Origin of the sequence: Nocardia alba NBRC 108234, assembly GCF_001612665.1 — a bacterium.
Classification (GTDB): Bacteria; Actinomycetota; Actinomycetes; order Mycobacteriales; family Mycobacteriaceae; genus Nocardia; species Nocardia alba.
The window spans coordinates 45,707-62,920 of record NZ_BDAX01000019.1; the positions used below are offsets into that span (position 1 = coordinate 45,707).

Annotated in this window: 15 protein-coding genes; 8 read left to right on the plus strand and 7 right to left on the minus strand. The window is 67.3% G+C overall.

Annotation, left to right across the window (positions count from 1 at the left end):
• Window positions 1–51: 51 nt before the first annotated feature.
• Window positions 52–1,341, minus strand: a complete 1,290-nt coding sequence (locus NA12_RS21165) for a cytochrome P450 (protein ID WP_243654809.1) — start codon at window positions 1,339–1,341, stop codon at window positions 52–54.
• Between the two features lie 132 nt (window positions 1,342–1,473).
• On the opposite strand from NA12_RS21165, the gene NA12_RS21170 reads away from it, so the two are divergent.
• Both NA12_RS21170 and NA12_RS21175 read left to right on the plus strand, forming a co-directional pair.
• Complete coding sequence (locus NA12_RS21170; protein WP_067454032.1) at window positions 1,474–2,637, plus strand: steroid 3-ketoacyl-CoA thiolase; 1,164 nt, start codon at window positions 1,474–1,476, stop codon at window positions 2,635–2,637.
• A 365-nt stretch (window positions 2,638–3,002) separates the two neighbouring features.
• Window positions 3,003–3,419, plus strand: a complete 417-nt coding sequence (locus tag NA12_RS21175; RefSeq protein ID WP_019044759.1) for a helix-turn-helix domain-containing protein — start codon at window positions 3,003–3,005, stop codon at window positions 3,417–3,419.
• Window positions 3,420–3,549: 130 nt separating this feature from the next.
• Here NA12_RS21175 and NA12_RS21180 read toward each other — a convergent pair whose 3' ends face one another.
• The 5 genes from NA12_RS21180 to NA12_RS21200 all read right to left on the minus strand — a co-directional run bounded on the left by NA12_RS21180 (window position 3,550) and on the right by NA12_RS21200 (window position 8,482).
• Entirely contained in the window at window positions 3,550–4,584 is a 1,035-nt protein-coding gene (locus NA12_RS21180; RefSeq protein WP_067454035.1) for a hypothetical protein, read from the minus strand.
• Window positions 4,581–5,096, minus strand: a complete 516-nt coding sequence (locus tag NA12_RS21185) for an ImmA/IrrE family metallo-endopeptidase (protein ID WP_067454037.1) — start codon at window positions 5,094–5,096, stop codon at window positions 4,581–4,583. The genes NA12_RS21180 and NA12_RS21185 overlap by 4 nt, the downstream gene beginning before the upstream one ends.
• 11 nt (window positions 5,097–5,107) lie before the next feature.
• Complete coding sequence (locus NA12_RS21190) at window positions 5,108–6,247, minus strand: hypothetical protein (protein WP_132369756.1); 1,140 nt, start codon at window positions 6,245–6,247, stop codon at window positions 5,108–5,110.
• Window positions 6,248–6,462: 215 nt separating this feature from the next.
• Window positions 6,463–7,374 (minus strand): SDR family oxidoreductase, encoded by a 912-nt coding sequence (locus tag NA12_RS21195; protein ID WP_067454043.1) that lies wholly within the window; start codon window positions 7,372–7,374, stop codon window positions 6,463–6,465.
• 331 nt (window positions 7,375–7,705) lie between these two features.
• Window positions 7,706–8,482, minus strand: a complete 777-nt coding sequence (locus NA12_RS21200) for an SDR family oxidoreductase (protein WP_067454046.1) — start codon at window positions 8,480–8,482, stop codon at window positions 7,706–7,708.
• A 70-nt stretch (window positions 8,483–8,552) separates the two neighbouring features.
• Between NA12_RS21200 and NA12_RS21205 the strand changes: the two genes are divergently transcribed.
• The 6 genes from NA12_RS21205 to NA12_RS21230 all read left to right on the plus strand — a co-directional run bounded on the left by NA12_RS21205 (window position 8,553) and on the right by NA12_RS21230 (window position 15,204).
• Window positions 8,553–9,317: an enoyl-CoA hydratase family protein gene (locus tag NA12_RS21205; protein ID WP_067454048.1), complete on the plus strand. Its 765-nt coding sequence runs from the start codon at window positions 8,553–8,555 to the stop codon at window positions 9,315–9,317.
• Window positions 9,314–10,204, plus strand: coding sequence for a CoA transferase subunit A (locus tag NA12_RS21210; protein WP_067454051.1), 891 nt, complete (start codon window positions 9,314–9,316; stop codon window positions 10,202–10,204). The genes NA12_RS21205 and NA12_RS21210 overlap by 4 nt, the downstream gene beginning before the upstream one ends.
• Window positions 10,201–10,965 carry a CoA-transferase subunit beta gene (locus tag NA12_RS21215; protein WP_067454054.1) on the plus strand — a complete coding sequence of 255 codons (765 nt, stop codon included), beginning with the start codon at window positions 10,201–10,203 and terminating at the stop codon, window positions 10,963–10,965. Before NA12_RS21210 ends, NA12_RS21215 begins: the two co-directional genes overlap by 4 nt.
• 71 nt (window positions 10,966–11,036) lie before the next feature.
• Window positions 11,037–12,122: an NAD(P)H-dependent flavin oxidoreductase gene (locus NA12_RS21220; RefSeq protein ID WP_067454057.1), complete on the plus strand. Its 1,086-nt coding sequence runs from the start codon at window positions 11,037–11,039 to the stop codon at window positions 12,120–12,122.
• A gap of 369 nt (window positions 12,123–12,491) precedes the next feature.
• A complete protein-coding gene (locus NA12_RS21225) occupies window positions 12,492–13,931 on the plus strand; it encodes a basic amino acid/polyamine antiporter (protein ID WP_067454060.1) in 1,440 nt (479 codons plus the stop codon).
• Between the two features lie 28 nt (window positions 13,932–13,959).
• Window positions 13,960–15,204 carry an arginine deiminase gene (locus tag NA12_RS21230; protein WP_067454062.1) on the plus strand — a complete coding sequence of 415 codons (1,245 nt, stop codon included), beginning with the start codon at window positions 13,960–13,962 and terminating at the stop codon, window positions 15,202–15,204.
• A gap of 5 nt (window positions 15,205–15,209) precedes the next feature.
• Here the strand turns inward: NA12_RS21230 and NA12_RS21235 are convergent, their stop codons facing one another.
• On the minus strand, window positions 15,210–17,171 hold the full coding sequence (locus NA12_RS21235; protein ID WP_067454065.1) for a molybdopterin-containing oxidoreductase family protein: 1,962 nt from the start codon (window positions 17,169–17,171) through the stop codon (window positions 15,210–15,212).
• Between the last annotated feature and the right edge of the window lie 43 nt (window positions 17,172–17,214).

Below are 17,214 nucleotides of genomic sequence, written 5' to 3' on the forward strand. Positions count from 1 at the left end.
ATAAAACAGCCCGGGACCGAAAGGTCCCGGGCTGTTCTCGTTGTCAGTGACTCAGTGCGCGACGGGGCAACCGGTGCCCTTGTAATCGACCGGCAGCTCCTTGACTCCATTGAGCCAACCCGAACGCAGACGTTTCGGATCACCGATTTGCGTGATATCGGGCAGATGATCAGCAATCGCGTTGAAGATCAGATCGACTTCGAGCCGAGCCAGGTTCGCGCCGACGCAGAAGTGGGCGCCGGTGCCGCCGAAGGACAGGTGCTGGTTGTCGGGCCGGGTGATGTCGAACTTCTCCGGGTTCTCGAAAACCTCTTCGTCGAAGTTTGCCGAGCGGTACAGCATGACCAGTCGCTGGCCCTTCTTGATCTGCACCCCGCCCAGCTCGGTGTCCTCGAGCGCGGTGCGCTGGAAGGAGGTCACCGGGGTCGCCCAGCGGATGATCTCGTCCGCCGCGGTGGCCGGGCGCTCCTTCTTGAACAACTCCCACTGGTCGGGGTTCTCCATGAAGGCGATCATGCCGTGGGTGATGGCGTTGCGGGTCGTCTCGTTACCCGCGACGGCCAGCACGATCACGAAGAAGCCGAACTCCTCCGGTGTGAGGTGCTCACCGTCGACGTCGGCCTCGATGAGCGTGGTCACCAGATCGTCGGCCGGACAGGCCTTCCTGGCCTCGGCCATCTGGTAGGCGTAGCCGAGGATCTCCATCGACGCGGCGACCGGATCGGCGGTGCTGTCCGGATCGTCGTAGCTGGTCATGTCGTTGGACCAGTCGAAGACCTTCATCCGGTCCTCCTGCGGCACACCGATCAGTTCGGCGATGGCCTGCAGCGGCAGCTCACACGCCACCTGGGTGACGAAGTCGCCGCTGCCGGACTCGAGCGCCCGCTTCACGATGCCTTCGGCACGGGCCGAGAGCTCGGCGCGCAGGCCGTTGATCGCGCGCGGGGTGAAGCCCTTGGAGATCAGTTTGCGCAGTTTGGTGTGCTCGGGGGCGTCCTTGTTCAACAGGACGAAGCGCTGCAATTCGATCTGCTCGCGCTGGATGTCGTCGCTGAAGCGCGGGATCGCGGTGTTCTCGAAGGTCGAGAACACTTCGCTGCGGCGCGACACCTCCTTGACGTCGGCGTGCTTGCTCACCACCCAGAAGCCGTCGTCGTGGAACCCACCCACCTCGGGTGACTGCTCGTTCCACCAGATCGGGGCCGTCCGACGCAGCTCGGCGAACTCCTCGGCGGGAATCCGCTCGGCGTAGATAGCCGGGTCGGTAACGTCGAACCCGGGCGGCAGGTTCGGCCGGGCACCCGTCACGGGGCCGGCGTGTTCGGTGCTCGGATCTACCACCAGATGTCTCCTTCGACAAACTGAAACACGTTCTACAATCATTCAAGCACAGGGGTTGCCGCGACGGAAGAAGCTCGCGGTTTTACCCTAAACTCAAGATCAGAACCTGTTGCAGTTATGAGGGAGATTCAGATGGGCACACCCGTGATCGTCGAAGCCGTGCGCACCCCGATCGGCAAACGTCGAGGGCACCTTTCCGGACTGCACGCAGCCGAACTGCTCGGCCTGGCACAGCGCGGACTACTCGATCGGGCCGGCCTCGACCCGGCCGAGGTCGAGCAGGTGATCGGCGGCTGCGTCACCCAGGCGGGCGAGCAGTCCAACAACGTCACCCGCGTCGCCTGGCTGCACGCGGGCCTGCCGTGGCAGACCGGCGCGACCACGATCGACGCCCAGTGCGGCTCGGCCCAGCAGGCCAACCACCTCGTCGCGGGCCTCATCGCCACCGGCGCGATCGATGTCGGCATCGCGTGTGGTGTCGAGGCGATGAGCCGGGTGCCGCTGGGCGCCAATCTCGGCACCGAGGCGGGCTCGCGCCGTCCCGCGTCGTGGTCGATCGATCTGCCCGACCAGTTCGGCGCCGCCGAGCGCATCGCCCGCAGGCGCGGGATCACCCGGTCCGATATCGACGAATTCGGTTTGCGCTCCCAGCAATTGGCCGCCCAGGCCTGGGCCGAAGGCCGCTACGACCGCGAGGTACTGCCGGTCTCGGCGCCGGTACTCGACAGCGAAGGCGTGGCCACCGGAGAGAAAGTGGAGGTCAGCCGTGACCAGGGCCTGCGCGCGACCACCCGCGAAGGACTTGCGGCGCTGAAGCCGGTCATGGCCGACGGCATCCACACCGCGGGCACCTCGTCACAGATCTCCGACGGTGCCGCCGCGGTGCTGCTGATGGACGAAACCGTCGCGCGCCGAAAAGGCCTGCGTCCGCGCGCCCGGATTCACACCCAGGTACTCGTCGGCGCCGAACCGGAGTTCCACCTGGACGGCCCGGTCCAGGCGTGCACCCGCCTGCTGGAGCGCTCCGGAATGACGATTGGCGATATCGATCTTTTCGAGATCAACGAAGCATTCGCGTCGGTCGCACTTTCGTGGGCGGCTGTGCATCAACCTGACATGGAACGGGTAAATGTCAATGGCGGTGCGATCGCAATCGGGCATCCCGTGGGCTCTACCGGCTCCCGTTTGATCACGACCGCGCTACACGAACTCGAACGCACAGGTCAGGGCACTGCCATGGTGCTCATGTGCGCCGGCGGCGCGCTCGCGACGGGCACAATCATCGAGCGGCTGTAGACTGATCCAAACCGAATCCGGGCGTCCAGGTTGAAGATTCATCCCTGGGCGCCCGGAACGTGTCGTACGCCACAAAGTCACAGGGGGCCGGGGGATCATGAGATGTCAGCTATCTTTTAGCTATCACGAAGCTATGAAGGAAGAACCCTGCGACGGGCACGAACCCGGGTGCCCCCGCGCTCCACAAGAGCCGTTGGCGTGGCCCGCAAACGCGACCACCGCCGCCCCTGCGCGCAAGTGAACGTCGGAAATCGTAGAGAAATCCCGAATCAGGCGTAGGTTTTCAGTTACTGAGCCGCTAATATCAATGATACGTATCCGAGATAACGACTGTTAGTACAGTGAAGGGAATTGGGCGGCTCACAATGGCTGATTTCGCGGCGCGGCTGAACAAGCTGTTCGAAACCGTGCATCCCCCGGGGCGCAAGCCGCATACCAACGCAGAGGTTGCGGCTGCGCTGACTGCCTCCGGGCATCCGATCTCGAAGCCGTATCTCTCGCAGTTGCGGTCGGGACAACGCACGAACCCGTCTGATGAGACGGTGGCCGCCCTGGCGAAGTTCTTCAAGGTCAAGCCTGACTACTTCTTCAACGATATCTACGCGGCCAAGATCGATCACGACCTGGAGCTGCTCGCGCAGCTACAGGGTTACGGACTTCGTCGACTGTCGAGTAGGGCATTCGACCTGTCCGAGGAATCACAGAATCTACTCACCTCGATGGCGGAGAAGTTGCGGGCCAGCGAAGGCTTGCCCGAAATTCCTCCGGATGGAACGGAATAGGACCAACACAGCGGTCGGCCTGACGCACCTGATGGTGTCCTCGGTACGGCCGTAAATTCGTCGGATACGCAGACAACGGGCCTGAGACGGTGGGAAACCACCAGCTCAGGCCCGTTTTCTGTGCTGTGGATCATTTCGCGGCCGCGGCGTTTCGTGGCTCAGCCTTCGCGTCCGCCAACGCGTACTCGTACTGATTCGCGAGCGTAAGCACCCAGCCGCGCGGGCTGATGCCGGGCGGCGGTGCGATCCAGCGCGCGTCGACGAACAAGTCCCCCAACGGATTTCGCGCCCACTCGGCGACCACCGCGGCTCGCTGCGACACCGAGTTCGGCGGCTCACCGGCCGCCGGGATCACGGCGCCACTGCCCGAGAGCAGATACAGCGCGTCCATGACCTGTGCCATGTGGTCGGAGGCCTTGAGCTGTGCCGAGGTGGCGTTCTGCTCGGGCGCGACCACCTCGGGAAACCGGCCGACCATCAACTGGTGCAGTGGCCGGATCCTGCGCAGCAGCGCCTTGGCCCGCCACCACAGCTCGATCACGATCGACACCGCACCGAGCGCGATCAGCAGCGCCGCGACCTCCCACGCGGCCCAGCCCCACAGCGGTTCGTCGGGCAACGTCGGCGCGGCGTCCTGGAACGCGCGGCCCACATTGGCGACCGCGAGCACCGCGACCAGCGCGGTGCCCGCGATGTAGATGGCGATGCCGCGACCGAGGATGGTCCAGTCCAGATTGCGCAGACCGGTGGTGACGATGAATACCGCGCCCAGCGCGACCATGATCCACCCGACGGTGAACGACCACGCCAGCGTGATCGCGATGGCCACCGTGCCGATGCCGTACACGACCATCGCGACCTGGCGCAGATTGCGTCGCGAGACCACCGGCCACGCGGCCGAGGCCACCACGGAGGTGGCCGTGGTGAACAGGATCCAGGCCGAGATCACCAGGCCGGTGGACAGCCAGCCACCGCGCACACCACCCGGCATCAGATTGTCGATGGCGACAGCCATCTCGGGAATGGCGACGGTCACCGCGAGCGCCACGGCCGCGACCGCGACGACGATGGCCACCCGGGCGGTCGTCGCGGGCTTCACCAGCACGCGGCCCACTCGCGCTCCCGCGGCAACCCAGACCAGCAGGGCCGTCAACCAGAGTGTCATCCGAGTGCCTCATCGAATCGAAGGACCGAGACGCCTGCGCCCCGGTTGCTGAATACGCGCAGCCGCGTCATGAGCATGGCCGCGAAGGTCTCGGCTTCCCATTCGGCGAGATCGTCGGCGCCGTCGTCGACGATCTGCGCGTGGGCGCGCTGGCTGAGCATGTAGGCGATCAGGTCGTCGCTGACCTCGAGCGTCGTCTCCACCGCGGGCGCGCCCTCATGGTCGAAGACGATGTGGCCGAGTTCGTGCGCGAGGGTGTGATCGCGACTCGGGAGCGCGTCGGCGAGCACGATGATGTCGCGTTCGGGATAGAACCGGCGCTGACCACACACGCAGGGGCCCAGGCTCGCGCTGGTGATCTCGATGTCGCGTTTGCGCTCCACCGAGATGGCGTGGACTACTTCGTCCAGGCTGGTGGCGTCGGAGTCGGCGGCCACCGCGCACACCGCGTCGACGGCGGCGGCGACGCGGCGATAGGACCGGGAGGTGCTCTGGGTTTTGCTCTTACTCATCGACGATCCCCTCACGACCTCGGTCCGAAGAACTCGGCGCGCGCCGCGTTCACCCGCGCCTGGGCTGCCGCGGCGCCCTGGAAACTCACTGCGCCCGAAGCGGTTCCGGCCAGGGTGAGCGCGATCAGGCCGCCGATCACCGACAGGAGTTCGGGTTCGGGCAGGCCGCTGTTGTCACTGGTCGGCGTGAACTCGTGGTTCGGCTTCGCCGCCGGTGCGGGTGCCGCCACGACCTGCGGCACGGCCGGGACGGGAGCCTGGACAGCGGGCGGAGCGGCCGCCGGAATAGGCACCGCCACAGCGATATTCGGAATACCGGGAACCGCGGGTGTGGGCGGGATCGCGATCGACGGAAGCGCCGGGGCGGCCGGGAACGACGGGATCGGGATGAGGAGCAAGAGCAGCGGCGAGGCCGAGCCGACTGCCGCCGAACCGACAGCGGCGGAGCCGACAGCGGCCGAACCCGTACCCGCGGAACCCGCTGCGGCGGACCCGACGGCTGCGGAACCTACTGCGGCAGAACCTGTTCCGAGCACTGCCGCGCCCGCACCGAGTGCGGCCGAACCGGTGCCCGCGGCGGCCGAACCGACAGCGGCCGATCCGGTCCCGAGTACCGCCGCGGCACCGGCCGAACCTGTGCCGAGTACTGCCGCGGCTCCCGCCGATCCGGTGCCGAGAACCGCGCCCGCGCCTGCGGAGCCGGTGCCGAGAACTAGGCCCAGGCCCGCCGAACCGGTACCGAGCAGCACGCCCAGGCCCGCCGAACCCGCGCCGAGGACTACCCCCGAGGCTGCCGAACCCGCACCGGCCGTGGCGGAGCCGACGGCGGCGGAGCCGGACAGGGGATCCGCGACCTGCCTCGTGGGGACGTCCGCGCCGGACCCGCCGGGGATGGTGAGGGAAGCCCATTCGTTGTCATCGGTGACAGGGGCACCCGTCTGCGGGTCGGTCGGCCTGCCCTGACCGGGCAGGCTCAGTTCATCGGGCGTGGGGGGCGTGGTGGTCCGACCGTTGGCGCCCTGCCCCGCGCTGCCGCTGCCGGGTGCCTGCGCGGCAGGCGTCGACGGTTTCTCCGGGGCGGCCGACGCGAGCGCGGGCCCCGCTAACGCACAGCCGGCCAACACACTCGCAGCGGCAAACACGCGCAACATGCGACCAATGGCCATGCGCTAGATCCCCCTTAGTTATTCAGCGCAGAATTAACCCCCGGTCGCGACACATTCCGGGATCGACGAACAGATGCCCATAGTAAACCCACGGCTACGGGCCCGCAGGAGAGAGCAAGAGTCGTCCAGCCCCCTGGACGTGTGTGAAATGCCATAGGCACCGGCCGGGGACGATCCCCGGCCTGACGCCGCGAAGTTTGCTAGGCGCCGTATACCGGCTCCGGCGGGGTGCTCTTCTCGATCAGTTCCTTGACGACCGGACCCAGCTCAGCGGGGTTCCAGCGCGCGCCGCGATCGACCGGAGTGCCGTGCAGCCAGCCCTGCGCCAGCGCCACCTTTCCACCCTCCACCTCGAACATCCGGCCGGTCACCCCGGCGGATTCGGTGCTGCCGAGCCACACGACCAGCGGCGAGACGTTCTCCGGGGCCATCGCGTCGAAACCCGCGTCGGGGGCGCCCATGGTGTCGGCGAAAACCGTCTCGGTCATCCGGGTGCGGGCAGCGGGCGCGATAGCGTTCACAGTGACGCCGTAGCGGCCGAACTCGGCGGACGCGGTCAGTGTGAGACCCGCGATACCGGCCTTCGCGGCGCCGTAATTGCCCTGACCGACACTGCCCTGCAGACCGGCGCCGGAACTGGTGTTGATCACGCGGGCATCCACCGGGCGGCCCGCCTTCGACTCGCCCCGCCAGTACTCGGCCGCATGACGCATGGTCGCGAAATGGCCCTTGAGGTGCACGCGGACCACGGCATCCCACTCGTCCTCGCCGAGATTCACCAGCATCCGGTCACGCACGAAGCCCGCGTTGTTGACCAGCACATCGAGCCCACCGAACGTGTCGACGGCCTGCCGGATCAGCCGACGGGCACCCTCCCAATCGGCGACGTCGTCGTAGTTGGCGACGGCCTCACCACCGGCCGCGACGATCTCATCGACAACCTGCTGAGCGGGAGTCTCCGTCGTCGCGGCGCCATCGAGGGCGGTACCCACATCGTTGACCACCACCCGGGCGCCCGCCGCGGCGAACGCAAGGGCGTGCGCACGGCCGATACCCCGGCCGGCACCGGTGACGATTACGGTGCGACCTGCGCAGATCACCTGGTCAGTCATGTTGTGCTCCTGTGTTTATCTGGCGGCTGGCGCCGCGGGATTTTCGGCCCGGGGGGCCTCACATCCGAAGGGCGATACTGCGCCTTCGGCGGTCCGTCTCGCCCTTCGGATGCGAGGCGGCCGAAAATCCGTGGTCGACGGTTGGGTGGGTGGCGTTGGTTGCGTGGGAGAGCGAGTTCAGTCGCGAGGCGGGGTTGCTTTTATCGGTTGGCGGCTGGCGCCGCGAGATTTCGGCCCGGGGGGCCTCACATCCTTCGGCGGTACTGCGCCTTCGGCGTTCCGTCCGCCCTGCGGGATGCGGGGCGGACAGAGATCGTGGTGGGTGGTGGGGCTAGTTGTCGGCATTGGCTGCGTCCAGGAAGGCGGGGCGTTCGCCGCCGCCGTGGACGACCAGGGCGGCTCCGCTGATGTGGGCGGCCAGGGGGGAGGCTAAGAAGAGGGCGGCGTTGCCGACGTCGGCGGGGGCGGCCAGGCGACCTAGCGGGACGGTTCTGGCTACAGCGGCTACGCCGTCGGCGTCGCCGTAGTGCAGGTGGCTCAGTTCGGTTTTCACGGGGCCGACCACTACGGAGTTGAGGCGGACTTTCGGGGCCCACTCGATGGCGAGCGAGGTGACCAGGCTGTCCAGGCCTGCCTTGGCGGCGCCGTAGGCGGCGGTGCCGGGTGAGGGCCGGTGCCCGCTCACGCTGGTGATCATCACGATCGAGCCGCCCTCGTCCTGCTTCTGCATCAGCGCGTTCGCCTGCTGCGAGATCAGCAGGGGCGCTAGCAGATTCAGCTCCACGATCTTGGCGTGGAATTTGGGGGTCGTGGCGTCGGCCATGGAGTACGGCGCGCCGCCCGCGTTGTTCACCACGTGGTCGATCCGGCCGTGCCTGGCGACGATCTCGGCGAACATCGCGGGTACCGCGTCGACATCGCGTACATCGCAGGTGAGGTGTTCGGTGCCGCGATCCCCCACCGTGATCGGTTCGTCGGCCGGTCTGCGCGCGCAGGTGAGCACGGTCGCGCCCGCGGCGAGGAAGGCGCGGCTGATTCCGGCGCCGACGCCTCGTACGCCACCTGTCACCAGAACGATCTGCTCGGAAAGGTCGATTTCTACAGCCACCGTGTTAACCTACCAAGCAATTGCTTGCTTTGTCTCGGGATCGCCGGGGCGCGCACGAGGAGACATCGCGATGGGGATAAACCGTCACACCGAAGCCGACGGGGTAGAGGTCGTCACAGTCGACTACCCGCCGGTCAACGCCCTGCCCTCGGACGGCTGGTTCGCACTGGCCGATGCCGTCCGGGCGGCGGGCCGCAACCAGCAGACCCGGGTGGTCGTGCTGCGCGCCGAGGGCCGCGGGTTCAACGCGGGCGTCGACATCAAGGAGATGAACGCCGACACCGGCCATACCGCGCTGATCCGCGCCAACCACGGCTGCTTCGATGCCTTCGCCGCGGTCTACGACTGCGAGGTGCCTGTGGTCACCGCCGTGAACGGCTTCTGCCTGGGCGGCGGCATCGGCCTGGTCGGCAACTCCGACGTGATCGTCGCCTCCGATGACGCCACCTTCGGCCTGCCCGAAGTGGACCGCGGCGCGCTCGGCGCGGCCACGCACCTGGCCCGGCTGGTCCCCCAGCACCTGATGCGCACCATGTTCTACACCGCGGGCAAGCTCACCGCGCAGCAGCTGCACCACTTCGGCTCGGTGTACAAGGTGGTGCCGCGCGCCGAACTCGACGCCGCCGCGATGGAGGTCGCCAAGAACATCGCGAACAAGGACGGCCGGGTGATCCGCGCCGCCAAACGCGCGCTCAACGGCATCGACATGCAGGACGTGCACCGTTCCTACCGCTACGAACAGGGCTTCACGATGGAGCTCAACCTCGCCGGTGTCGCCGACGAGATCAGGGCGCGTTTCGACGACGATCTCGCCGCGCAGAAGAAGGAGAGCTGAAAGCCATGCGCGACAAGCGAATGACCCTCGACGAGGTGGTCGGCGAGCTGCGCAGCGGCATGACCATCGGCATCGGCGGCTGGGGTTCACGGCGCAAACCGATGGCACTGGTGCGCGCGCTCCTGCGCTCCGATGTCACCGACCTGACCGTGGTCACCTACGGCGGCCCCGACCTGGGCCTGCTGTGTTCGGCGGGCAAGGTCCGCAAGGCATACTACGGGTTCGTCTCACTGGATTCGGCGCCGTTCTACGACCCGTGGTTCGCGAAGGCGCGCACCGAGGGCGCGATCACCGTGCGCGAGATGGACGAGGGAATGGTGAAGTGCGGGCTGCAGGCGGCCGCCGCGCGACTGCCCTTCCTGCCGATCCGGGCCGGGCTCGGGTCGGCGGTGCTCGACTTCTGGGAGGGCGAGCTGAAGACCGTCGCGTCGCCGTATCCCGCCGCCGACGGCCGCGTCGAGACACTGGTCGCGATGCCCGCGCTGAACCTGGACGCGTCGTTCGTGCACCTGGATCTGGCCGACAAGCACGGCAACGCGGCCTACACGGGCGTCGATCCCTATTTCGACGATCTGTACTGCCTCGCGGCGCAGCGTCGGTATGTCTCGGTGGATCGCCTCGTCGAGACCGACGAGCTCGTGAAAGCCGTTCCGCAACAGGCGATCATCCTCAACCGCATGCTGGTCGACGGTGTGGTCGAGTCGCCCGGCGGCGCGCACTTCACCTTCTCGGGCAGCTACGGGCGCGACGAGAAGTTTCAGAAGCACTATGTGGCGGCCGCGAAGACGCCGGAGTCGTGGGCCGAGTTCAAGGCCCGCTACCTGGATGTCTCCGAAGAGGAATACCAGTCCGCCGTAGCCACTTTCGCCGAGGAGCAGAAGTCATGACCGCAGTACAGAGCGGAACCGTCACGCGCGCCGAGGTCTGTGTCGTCGCGGCTGCGGAGATCTTCCGTGGGGCGGGCGAGATCATGGCGAGTCCGATGTCGACCGTCACCACCATCGGCGCGCGGCTGGCCCGGCTCACCTTCGAACCCGATCTGCTGCTGTCCGACGGTGAGGCGCTGTTGTTCGCCGAGGTACCGGCGATCGGCGCCAAAGCGCCTGTCGAGGGCTGGATTCCGTTCTCCCGGGTATTCGATGTGGTCGCCTCCGGCCGTCGCCATGTGGTGATGGGCGCCAACCAGATCGACCGTTTCGGCAACCAGAACCTGTCGGCCTTCGGTCCACTACAGCAGCCGAGCAGGCAGATGTTCGGGGTCCGTGGCGCGCCGGGCAACACCATCAACCACGCGACCAGCTACTTCGTGCCCAAGCACAGCACTCGGGTGTTCGTCGACCAGGTCGACATCATCTCCGGAATCGGTTACGACCGTATCGATCCCGAGAACCCGGCCTACCGCTTCCATCACCTGCACCGCGTGGTGTCCAACCTGGGCGTGTTCGATTTCAACGGCCCCGATCACACCCTGCGCGCGCTGTCGCTGCACCCGGGGGTGAGCCCGGCCGAGGTCGCGGAGAACACCTCCTTCGAGATCGCCGAGCTGGATTCGGCGGGCGAGACCAGGCTGCCGACCGAGGAAGAGCTGCGGATCATTCGAACCGTGCTCGATCCCAGGGGGTTTCGGGAGAAGGAAGTGGTGGCGTGAGCGGTCAGCGGCCGGAGGCGGCAGCGGAGCATAACCACGCAGGCCGCCCGAGCACGCCGAATGGAGACAGCATGAGCGGGCGTTTGCGCACACCGCTGACCGAACTGGTCGGCATCGAGCACCCGGTCGTGCAGACCGGCATGGGCTGGGTCGCCGGTCCACGACTGGTCGCGGCCACCGCGAACGCGGGCGGACTCGGTATTCTCGCTTCGGCGACAATGACTTTCGAGGAGCTGGAGGCGGCGGTCGCCAAGACCAAGTCGCTCACCGACAAGCCGTTCGGCGTGAACATCCGCGCCGACGCCACCGACGCGAGCGAGCGCATCGAACTGCTCATTCGCGAGCAGGTCCGGGTGGCGTCGTTCGCGCTCGCGCCGAAGAAGGAGCTGATCGCCCGGCTCAAAGACGCGGGTGTCGTGGTCGTTCCGTCGATCGGGGCCGCCAAACACGCGGTGAAGGTGGCGTCCTGGGGCGCCGACGCGGTGATCGTGCAGGGCGGTGAGGGCGGTGGTCACACCGGCCCGGTCGCCACCACGCTGCTGCTGCCGTCGGTGCTCGACGCGGTCGATATCCCGGTGATCGCGGCGGGCGGCTTCTTCGACGGTCGCGGCCTGGCCGCCGCGCTGTCCTACGGCGCCGCCGGTGTCGCGATGGGCACTCGCTTCCTGCTGACCCAGGAGAGCACCGTGCCCGAGGCTGTGAAACAGCAGTACCTGGCGCGCGGCCTGCAGGACACGGTGGTGTCGGTGAAGGTCGACGGCATGCCGCATCGGATGCTCAACACCGAACTGGTGACCAAGCTCGAGCACTCCGGCGGCTGGCGCGGCCTGTCGGCGGCGGTCTCGAACGCGGCCAAGTTCAAGAGCATGACCGGGATGAAATGGTCGACGCTGATGCGTGACGGTCTGTCTATGCGAAAGACCAAGGACCTCAGCTGGTCTCAGGTCGTGATGGCGGCGAACTCCGCGATGCTCACCAAGGCCGGTCTCGTCGAAGGTCGCACCGACGCGGGCGTGCTGCCCGCCGGCCAGGTGACCGGCATCATCGACAGCCTGCCGACCGTGGCCGAACTGATCGACGGGATCGTCACCGACGCCCTCACCCGGATCGAGGCCCTCTCGGCGCTCACCATCGAGCCCGCCACCGAGGCCCACTGACCCGCGGCCGTACCCCGGCTGCCGCCACGAACTCGCCCCCTCGACGGCCTGGAGCCAACCGTCGGTCCCACGGGGCGATCGAGCACTGGACCCGGTGCCGCACTCACACAGTGCGCACCGGGTCCAGTGTTGTTTTCGGCTCAGCGCGTCTCGTGGTCGCGACACGCCTTCGAAGCCGCTACCGACGGTGTCCGTTCGCCTAAAGTTAGCCGGACATCGATATCGCAGCGGGAGGTCGCGTGGACGCCGAGTTCCAACGGCAGTTCCGGGCCTCGCCGACGCCGATATGCGAGATGGTTGCCAACACTGCCGTCGCATCCTCGGCCCGCGTCCGACCCATCGCCAGCACCGAGCCGGAGGAGTAGCGCGATGACAGCCTCGGAACAAACCGCGACCAAGAAAATGCCGTTGCTGACCCTGTCGGCGATGGTGGTCGGGTCCATGGTCGGCGCGGGCGTCTTCTCGCTCCCGCGCAACTTCGGCCAGGCCACCGGCGGATTCGGCGCGATCATCGCCTGGACGATCGCCGGCACCGGAATGCTGATGCTGGCGTTCGTGTTCCAGACGCTGGCCGTGCGCAAACCGGACCTCGACGCCGGTGTCTACGCCTACGCGAAGGCGGGCTTCGGTGAGTACCTCGGATTCTTCTCGGCGTTCGGTTATTGGGCCAGCGCCTGTGTCGGCAATGTCAGCTACTGGGTGCTGATCAAGTCCACCCTCGGGCAGGTACTGCCCATCTTCGGCGAGGGCAACACCATCGCGGCGGTGCTGCTGTCGACGGTGTGCATCTGGGCGTTCCACTTCATGGTGCTGCGCGGAGTGCAGGAAGCCGCCACCATCAACCAGATCGTCACCGTGGCCAAGCTGGTGCCGATCCTGGTGTTCATCGTGGTGCTGCTGTTCTTCTTCGACCCCGGTGTCTTCGCGGACAATTTCTGGGGCGGCGACGCGTATTCCGAATCGCTGGTCGAACAGGTGCGTTCGACCATGTTGGTGACGGTCTTCGTGTTCCTCGGCATCGAGGGCGCCAGCGTGTACTCGCGCTACGCGCGCAAACGCGAGGACATCGGTCGCGCCACCGTGCTCGGATTCCTCAGCGTGCTGGCTATTTTCGCCTCGGTGACCATGGTGTCGTTCGGCATCATGCCGCGCGACGAACTCGCCGTGGCGCAGCAGCCGTCGATGTCGCCGGTCTTCGAATCCGCGGTCGGCACCTGGGGCGCCTGGTTCATCAGCATCGGACTGATCATCTCGGTCCTCGGTGCCTACCTGGCCTGGACGCTGATGGCCGCTGAGGTGTTGTTCGTGGCGGCGAAGGACCGGGACATGCCGTCGTTCCTGGCCCGGGTCAACGGCGCGAACGTACCGGTGGTAGCACTGATCTTCACCACCGTGCTGATCCAGATCGTGCTGATCACGACGCTGTTCTCCGACGACGCGTTCACCTTCACCCTCAAACTGTGCAGCTCGCTGTCGCTGGTGCCGTACCTGCTGGCCGCCGCCTACGCGCTCAAACTCGCCTACACCAGGGAGACCTACGAGCGAATCCAGCCCGACAATCGGGTCAAAGAGTTCGCCATCGCCTTCGTCGCCACCTTCTACACCGCGTTCATGCTGGTCGCGGCCGGTCTCGAATTCCTGCTGCTGTCATGCATCATCTACGCGCCCGGCACCATCCTGTTCGCCCTGACCCGCCGGGAGGCGGGCAAGCGGATCTTCTCGCCCTGGGAGGCGGTCATGTTCGCCGTGGTCGCCCTCGGCGCCGTTGTCGGCATCGTCGGTCTGGCGACCGGCGCCATCTCGATTTGAGTCCGCCCGATCTCTCGAGGAGCAGAAAATGACCGGAACCACCGCGTTCGGCGTCCACTCCGAAGTCGGCACGCTGCGCAAAGTGCTGGTGTGCGCGCCCGGCCTGGCCCACGAGCGGCTCACGCCGACCAACTGCGACGACCTGCTCTTCGACGACGTGCTGTGGGTGCAGAACGCCAAACGCGACCACTTCGACTTCATGACGAAGATGCGCGACCGCGGCGTCGAGGTGATCGAACTCCACAATCTGCTCGCCGAGACCCTCGCCGTGCCCGGCGCGAAAGCCTGGATTCTCGACCGCAAGATCGTCGCCAACGAAGTCGGGCTCGGGCTGATCGACGACACCAGGGCCTACCTGGACTCGCTGGACGCGCGTACCCTGGCGACCTACCTCATCGGCGGATTCGCGACCGCCGACCTGCCCGCCGACTTCCGTTCCGGCTACCTGGCGCTGGCGCGCGAGCAGACCGGGGTCCGCGAGTACCTGATGCCGCCGCTGCCGAACACCCTCTACACCCGCGACACCACGTGTTGGCTCTACGGCGGCGTCACCCTCAATCCGCTGTACTGGCCCGCCCGGCACGACGAGACGCTGCTGATGGCCGCGATCTACGCCTTCCACCCCGATTTCACCGACGCGAAGGTCTGGTGGGGCGACCCCGAACAGGACTGGGGGCTGGCCACTTTCGAGGGCGGCGACGTGATGCCGGTCGGCAACGGGGTGGTCCTGGTCGGGATGAGCGAACGGACCTCGCGCCAGGCGATCACCCAGGTCGCCGCGTCGCTGTTCGCGGCGGGCGCCGCCGAGCGGGTGATCGTGGCGGGGATGCCGAAGCTGCGCTCGGCGATGCACCTCGACACCGTGTTCACCTTCGCCGACCGCGACCTGGTGACGGTGTATCCCGACATCGTCTACGGCATCCACCCGTTCTCCCTGCGGCCGAGCGACCGCGCACCCGGGGTCGAGGTGATCGAGGAGACCGCGCCGTTCCTCGACGTGGTGGCCGCCGCGCTGAACCTGCCGAAGCTGCGGGTGGTGGAGACGGGCGGCGGCTTCTACGCCAATGAACGTCAGCAGTGGGACAGCGGCAACAACCTGGTCGCGGTCGAACCCGGCGTCGTGTTCGCCTACGACCGCAACACCCACACCAACGCGGCCCTGCGCAAGGAAGGCGTCGAGGTGATCACCATCGTCGGCGCCGAACTCGGGCGCGGGCGCGGCGGCGGACACTGCATGACCTGCCCGCTGATCCGTGACGCCGTCGAGTTCTGAGCGGATCAGCGGGGACGTATCTCGACGCGGTTGTCGTGGAACACCGCGCCACCGCCGTAGTCCGAATCCCGTTCGGCGATCGTGGCATTGACCGTGGCGCCGTTGGTGAATTTGGCCCAGCGACCCTTCGTCGTGCCCGCGACGCCAGGGCGGACCCGGTCCGACACCTCGGCCACGGCCTCGAACGACCCACGCGCGTTGGACACCAGGACTGGGGTGCCGTCGGTGATCCCGCGGGTGGCGGCGTCGTCGGGGTGCAGGGTGACGGTGGATTCGCCCGCACGGCGGCGCAATTCGGGGTTGGAGCCGAAGGTGGTGTTCAGGAAGTAGTGCGAAGCGGCGGAGATCAGCACCAGTCCGTCGCCGGGGTCGGCCGGCGGGGTGTAGGTAGGAAAGGCATCGTGACCGGCCAGTTCGGCTCTGGCGGAGACGAACTGGAGTTTCCCCGCTGGAACCGGGCCCGCCTGCACTTTCAGGAATCCGTCGGCCCTGAGGCGTTCGAGGTCATGGCCTTTGAGCAGTTGCCTGGCCAGTTCCTCGTCGGAGTCGTAGAGCGCGGGCTCGGTGAGACCGAAGCGGCGCGCGAGTCGACGGAAAGTCTCTGTGGTGGAAAGGCATTCGCCGGGCGGTTCGACGGCCGGTTCGTTCCAGATCAGATAGAGGTGCCCGTAGCCCGCGAGCACGTCGAGGTGTTCGGGCTGCATCGTGGCGGGCAGGACGATGTCGGCGTAGTCGACAGTGTCGGTCCCGAAGTGCTCGAGGACCACGGTGAACAGGTCCTCGCGCGACAGGCCCTCGATCACCCGACGCTGATCGGGATTCGAGCCGACCGGGTTCGCCCCGATCACGAACAGCGCCTTGACCGGCGGACCATCGGTCTCGAGCAGGGCTTCGCCGAGCCGGGTCATCGACAGGGTGCGGACCGGGTGCGGCAGTAGATCATCGCGACGCAGTGCGGCACCGTCGAGGCGGAAGTGCCCACTCGTCGAATAATGCAGTCCCCCACCGGGTATCGCCCAGTCACCGGTGACTCCGGGCAGGCAGGCGAGCACACGCAGCGCCATACCGCCGCCCGCGTGGCGTTGCATACCTTGCGAGGCGCGGATGGCGGTCGGCCTGGTGCGGGCGATCCGCTCCCCGAGCGCGACGATCCGCTCCTCGGGCAGCCCAGTGATCGCGGCGACACGTTCGGGGGTGTATTCCTCGATACGGTCCCGGAATTCGGGCCAGCCCTCGGTGTGCTCGGCGATGAACTCGGTGTCCTGCGCGCCCAGCGACACCACCACGTGCAGCAACCCGAGAGCCAGCGCCGCGTCGGTGCCGGGCAACGGGGCGAGGTGTTCGTCGCAGCGCTCGGAGGTCTTGGTGCGGACAGGGTCGATGGAGACCAGGTAGGCGCCGCTGTCCTGGATGAACTTCCACAGGTGGTGGCCGGAACTGAGCGGATTGGTGCCCCACAGCAGGATCAGCTTCGACTTCGCGAAGTCCTCGGGGTCCATGCCGCCGGAGGTGCCGAGGGTGTAGCGAAGGCCCGCGGTGCCCGCGACCGAGCAGATGGTCGGCCGATGATGCGAGGCGCCGAGCAGGTTGAACATCCGGCGCCCCGGAAACCCTTCCAGCCCTTGGATATAGCCCAGGCTGCCGGTGCCGTGGAACGGCCAGACCGCCTCACCGCCGAATTCGTCGATGATGCCGGTGACCCGGGTGGCGATCTCGTCGAGCGCATCGTCCCAGCTGATCCGCTCGAACTTCCCCGACCCCTTCGGTCCGACCCGGCGCATCGGATACCGGAGCCTGCCCGGCGCGCCGACCTGCTCGAGATACCGGTTCACCTTCACGCACAGCGCGCCGCGCGTGACCGGATGTTCCCTGTTTCCTCGGAGACCCGTGGCGACCCCGTCCTCGACGGTCACCACCCACGAGCACGCGTCGGGGCAGTCGAGCGGGCATGCGCCGAGCACCTTCACCAGGCCATCATAGGTGGGACGAATTGCCGCCACCCGGACCGGC

What these genes read in the sequence shown, in the direction of transcription:
- NA12_RS21180 (WP_067454035.1), bottom strand. Translation starts at nt 4,584, where the DNA reads ATGACACTCTGGTTGACGGCCCTGCTGGTCTGGGTTGCCGCGGGAGCG.
- NA12_RS21190 (WP_132369756.1), bottom strand. Translation starts at nt 6,247, where the DNA reads ATGTTGCGCGTGTTTGCCGCTGCGAGTGTGTTGGCCGGCTGTGCGTTA.
- NA12_RS21170 (WP_067454032.1), top strand. Translation starts at nt 1,474, where the DNA reads ATGGGCACACCCGTGATCGTCGAAGCCGTGCGCACCCCGATCGGCAAA.
- NA12_RS21230 (WP_067454062.1), top strand. Translation starts at nt 13,960, where the DNA reads ATGACCGGAACCACCGCGTTCGGCGTCCACTCCGAAGTCGGCACGCTG.
- NA12_RS21225 (WP_067454060.1), top strand. Translation starts at nt 12,492, where the DNA reads ATGACAGCCTCGGAACAAACCGCGACCAAGAAAATGCCGTTGCTGACC.
- NA12_RS21205 (WP_067454048.1), top strand. Translation starts at nt 8,553, where the DNA reads ATGGGGATAAACCGTCACACCGAAGCCGACGGGGTAGAGGTCGTCACA.
- NA12_RS21195 (WP_067454043.1), bottom strand. Translation starts at nt 7,374, where the DNA reads ATGACTGACCAGGTGATCTGCGCAGGTCGCACCGTAATCGTCACCGGT.
- NA12_RS21215 (WP_067454054.1), top strand. Translation starts at nt 10,201, where the DNA reads ATGACCGCAGTACAGAGCGGAACCGTCACGCGCGCCGAGGTCTGTGTC.
- NA12_RS21220 (WP_067454057.1), top strand. Translation starts at nt 11,037, where the DNA reads ATGAGCGGGCGTTTGCGCACACCGCTGACCGAACTGGTCGGCATCGAG.
- NA12_RS21185 (WP_067454037.1), bottom strand. Translation starts at nt 5,096, where the DNA reads ATGAGTAAGAGCAAAACCCAGAGCACCTCCCGGTCCTATCGCCGCGTC.
- NA12_RS21175 (WP_019044759.1), top strand. Translation starts at nt 3,003, where the DNA reads ATGGCTGATTTCGCGGCGCGGCTGAACAAGCTGTTCGAAACCGTGCAT.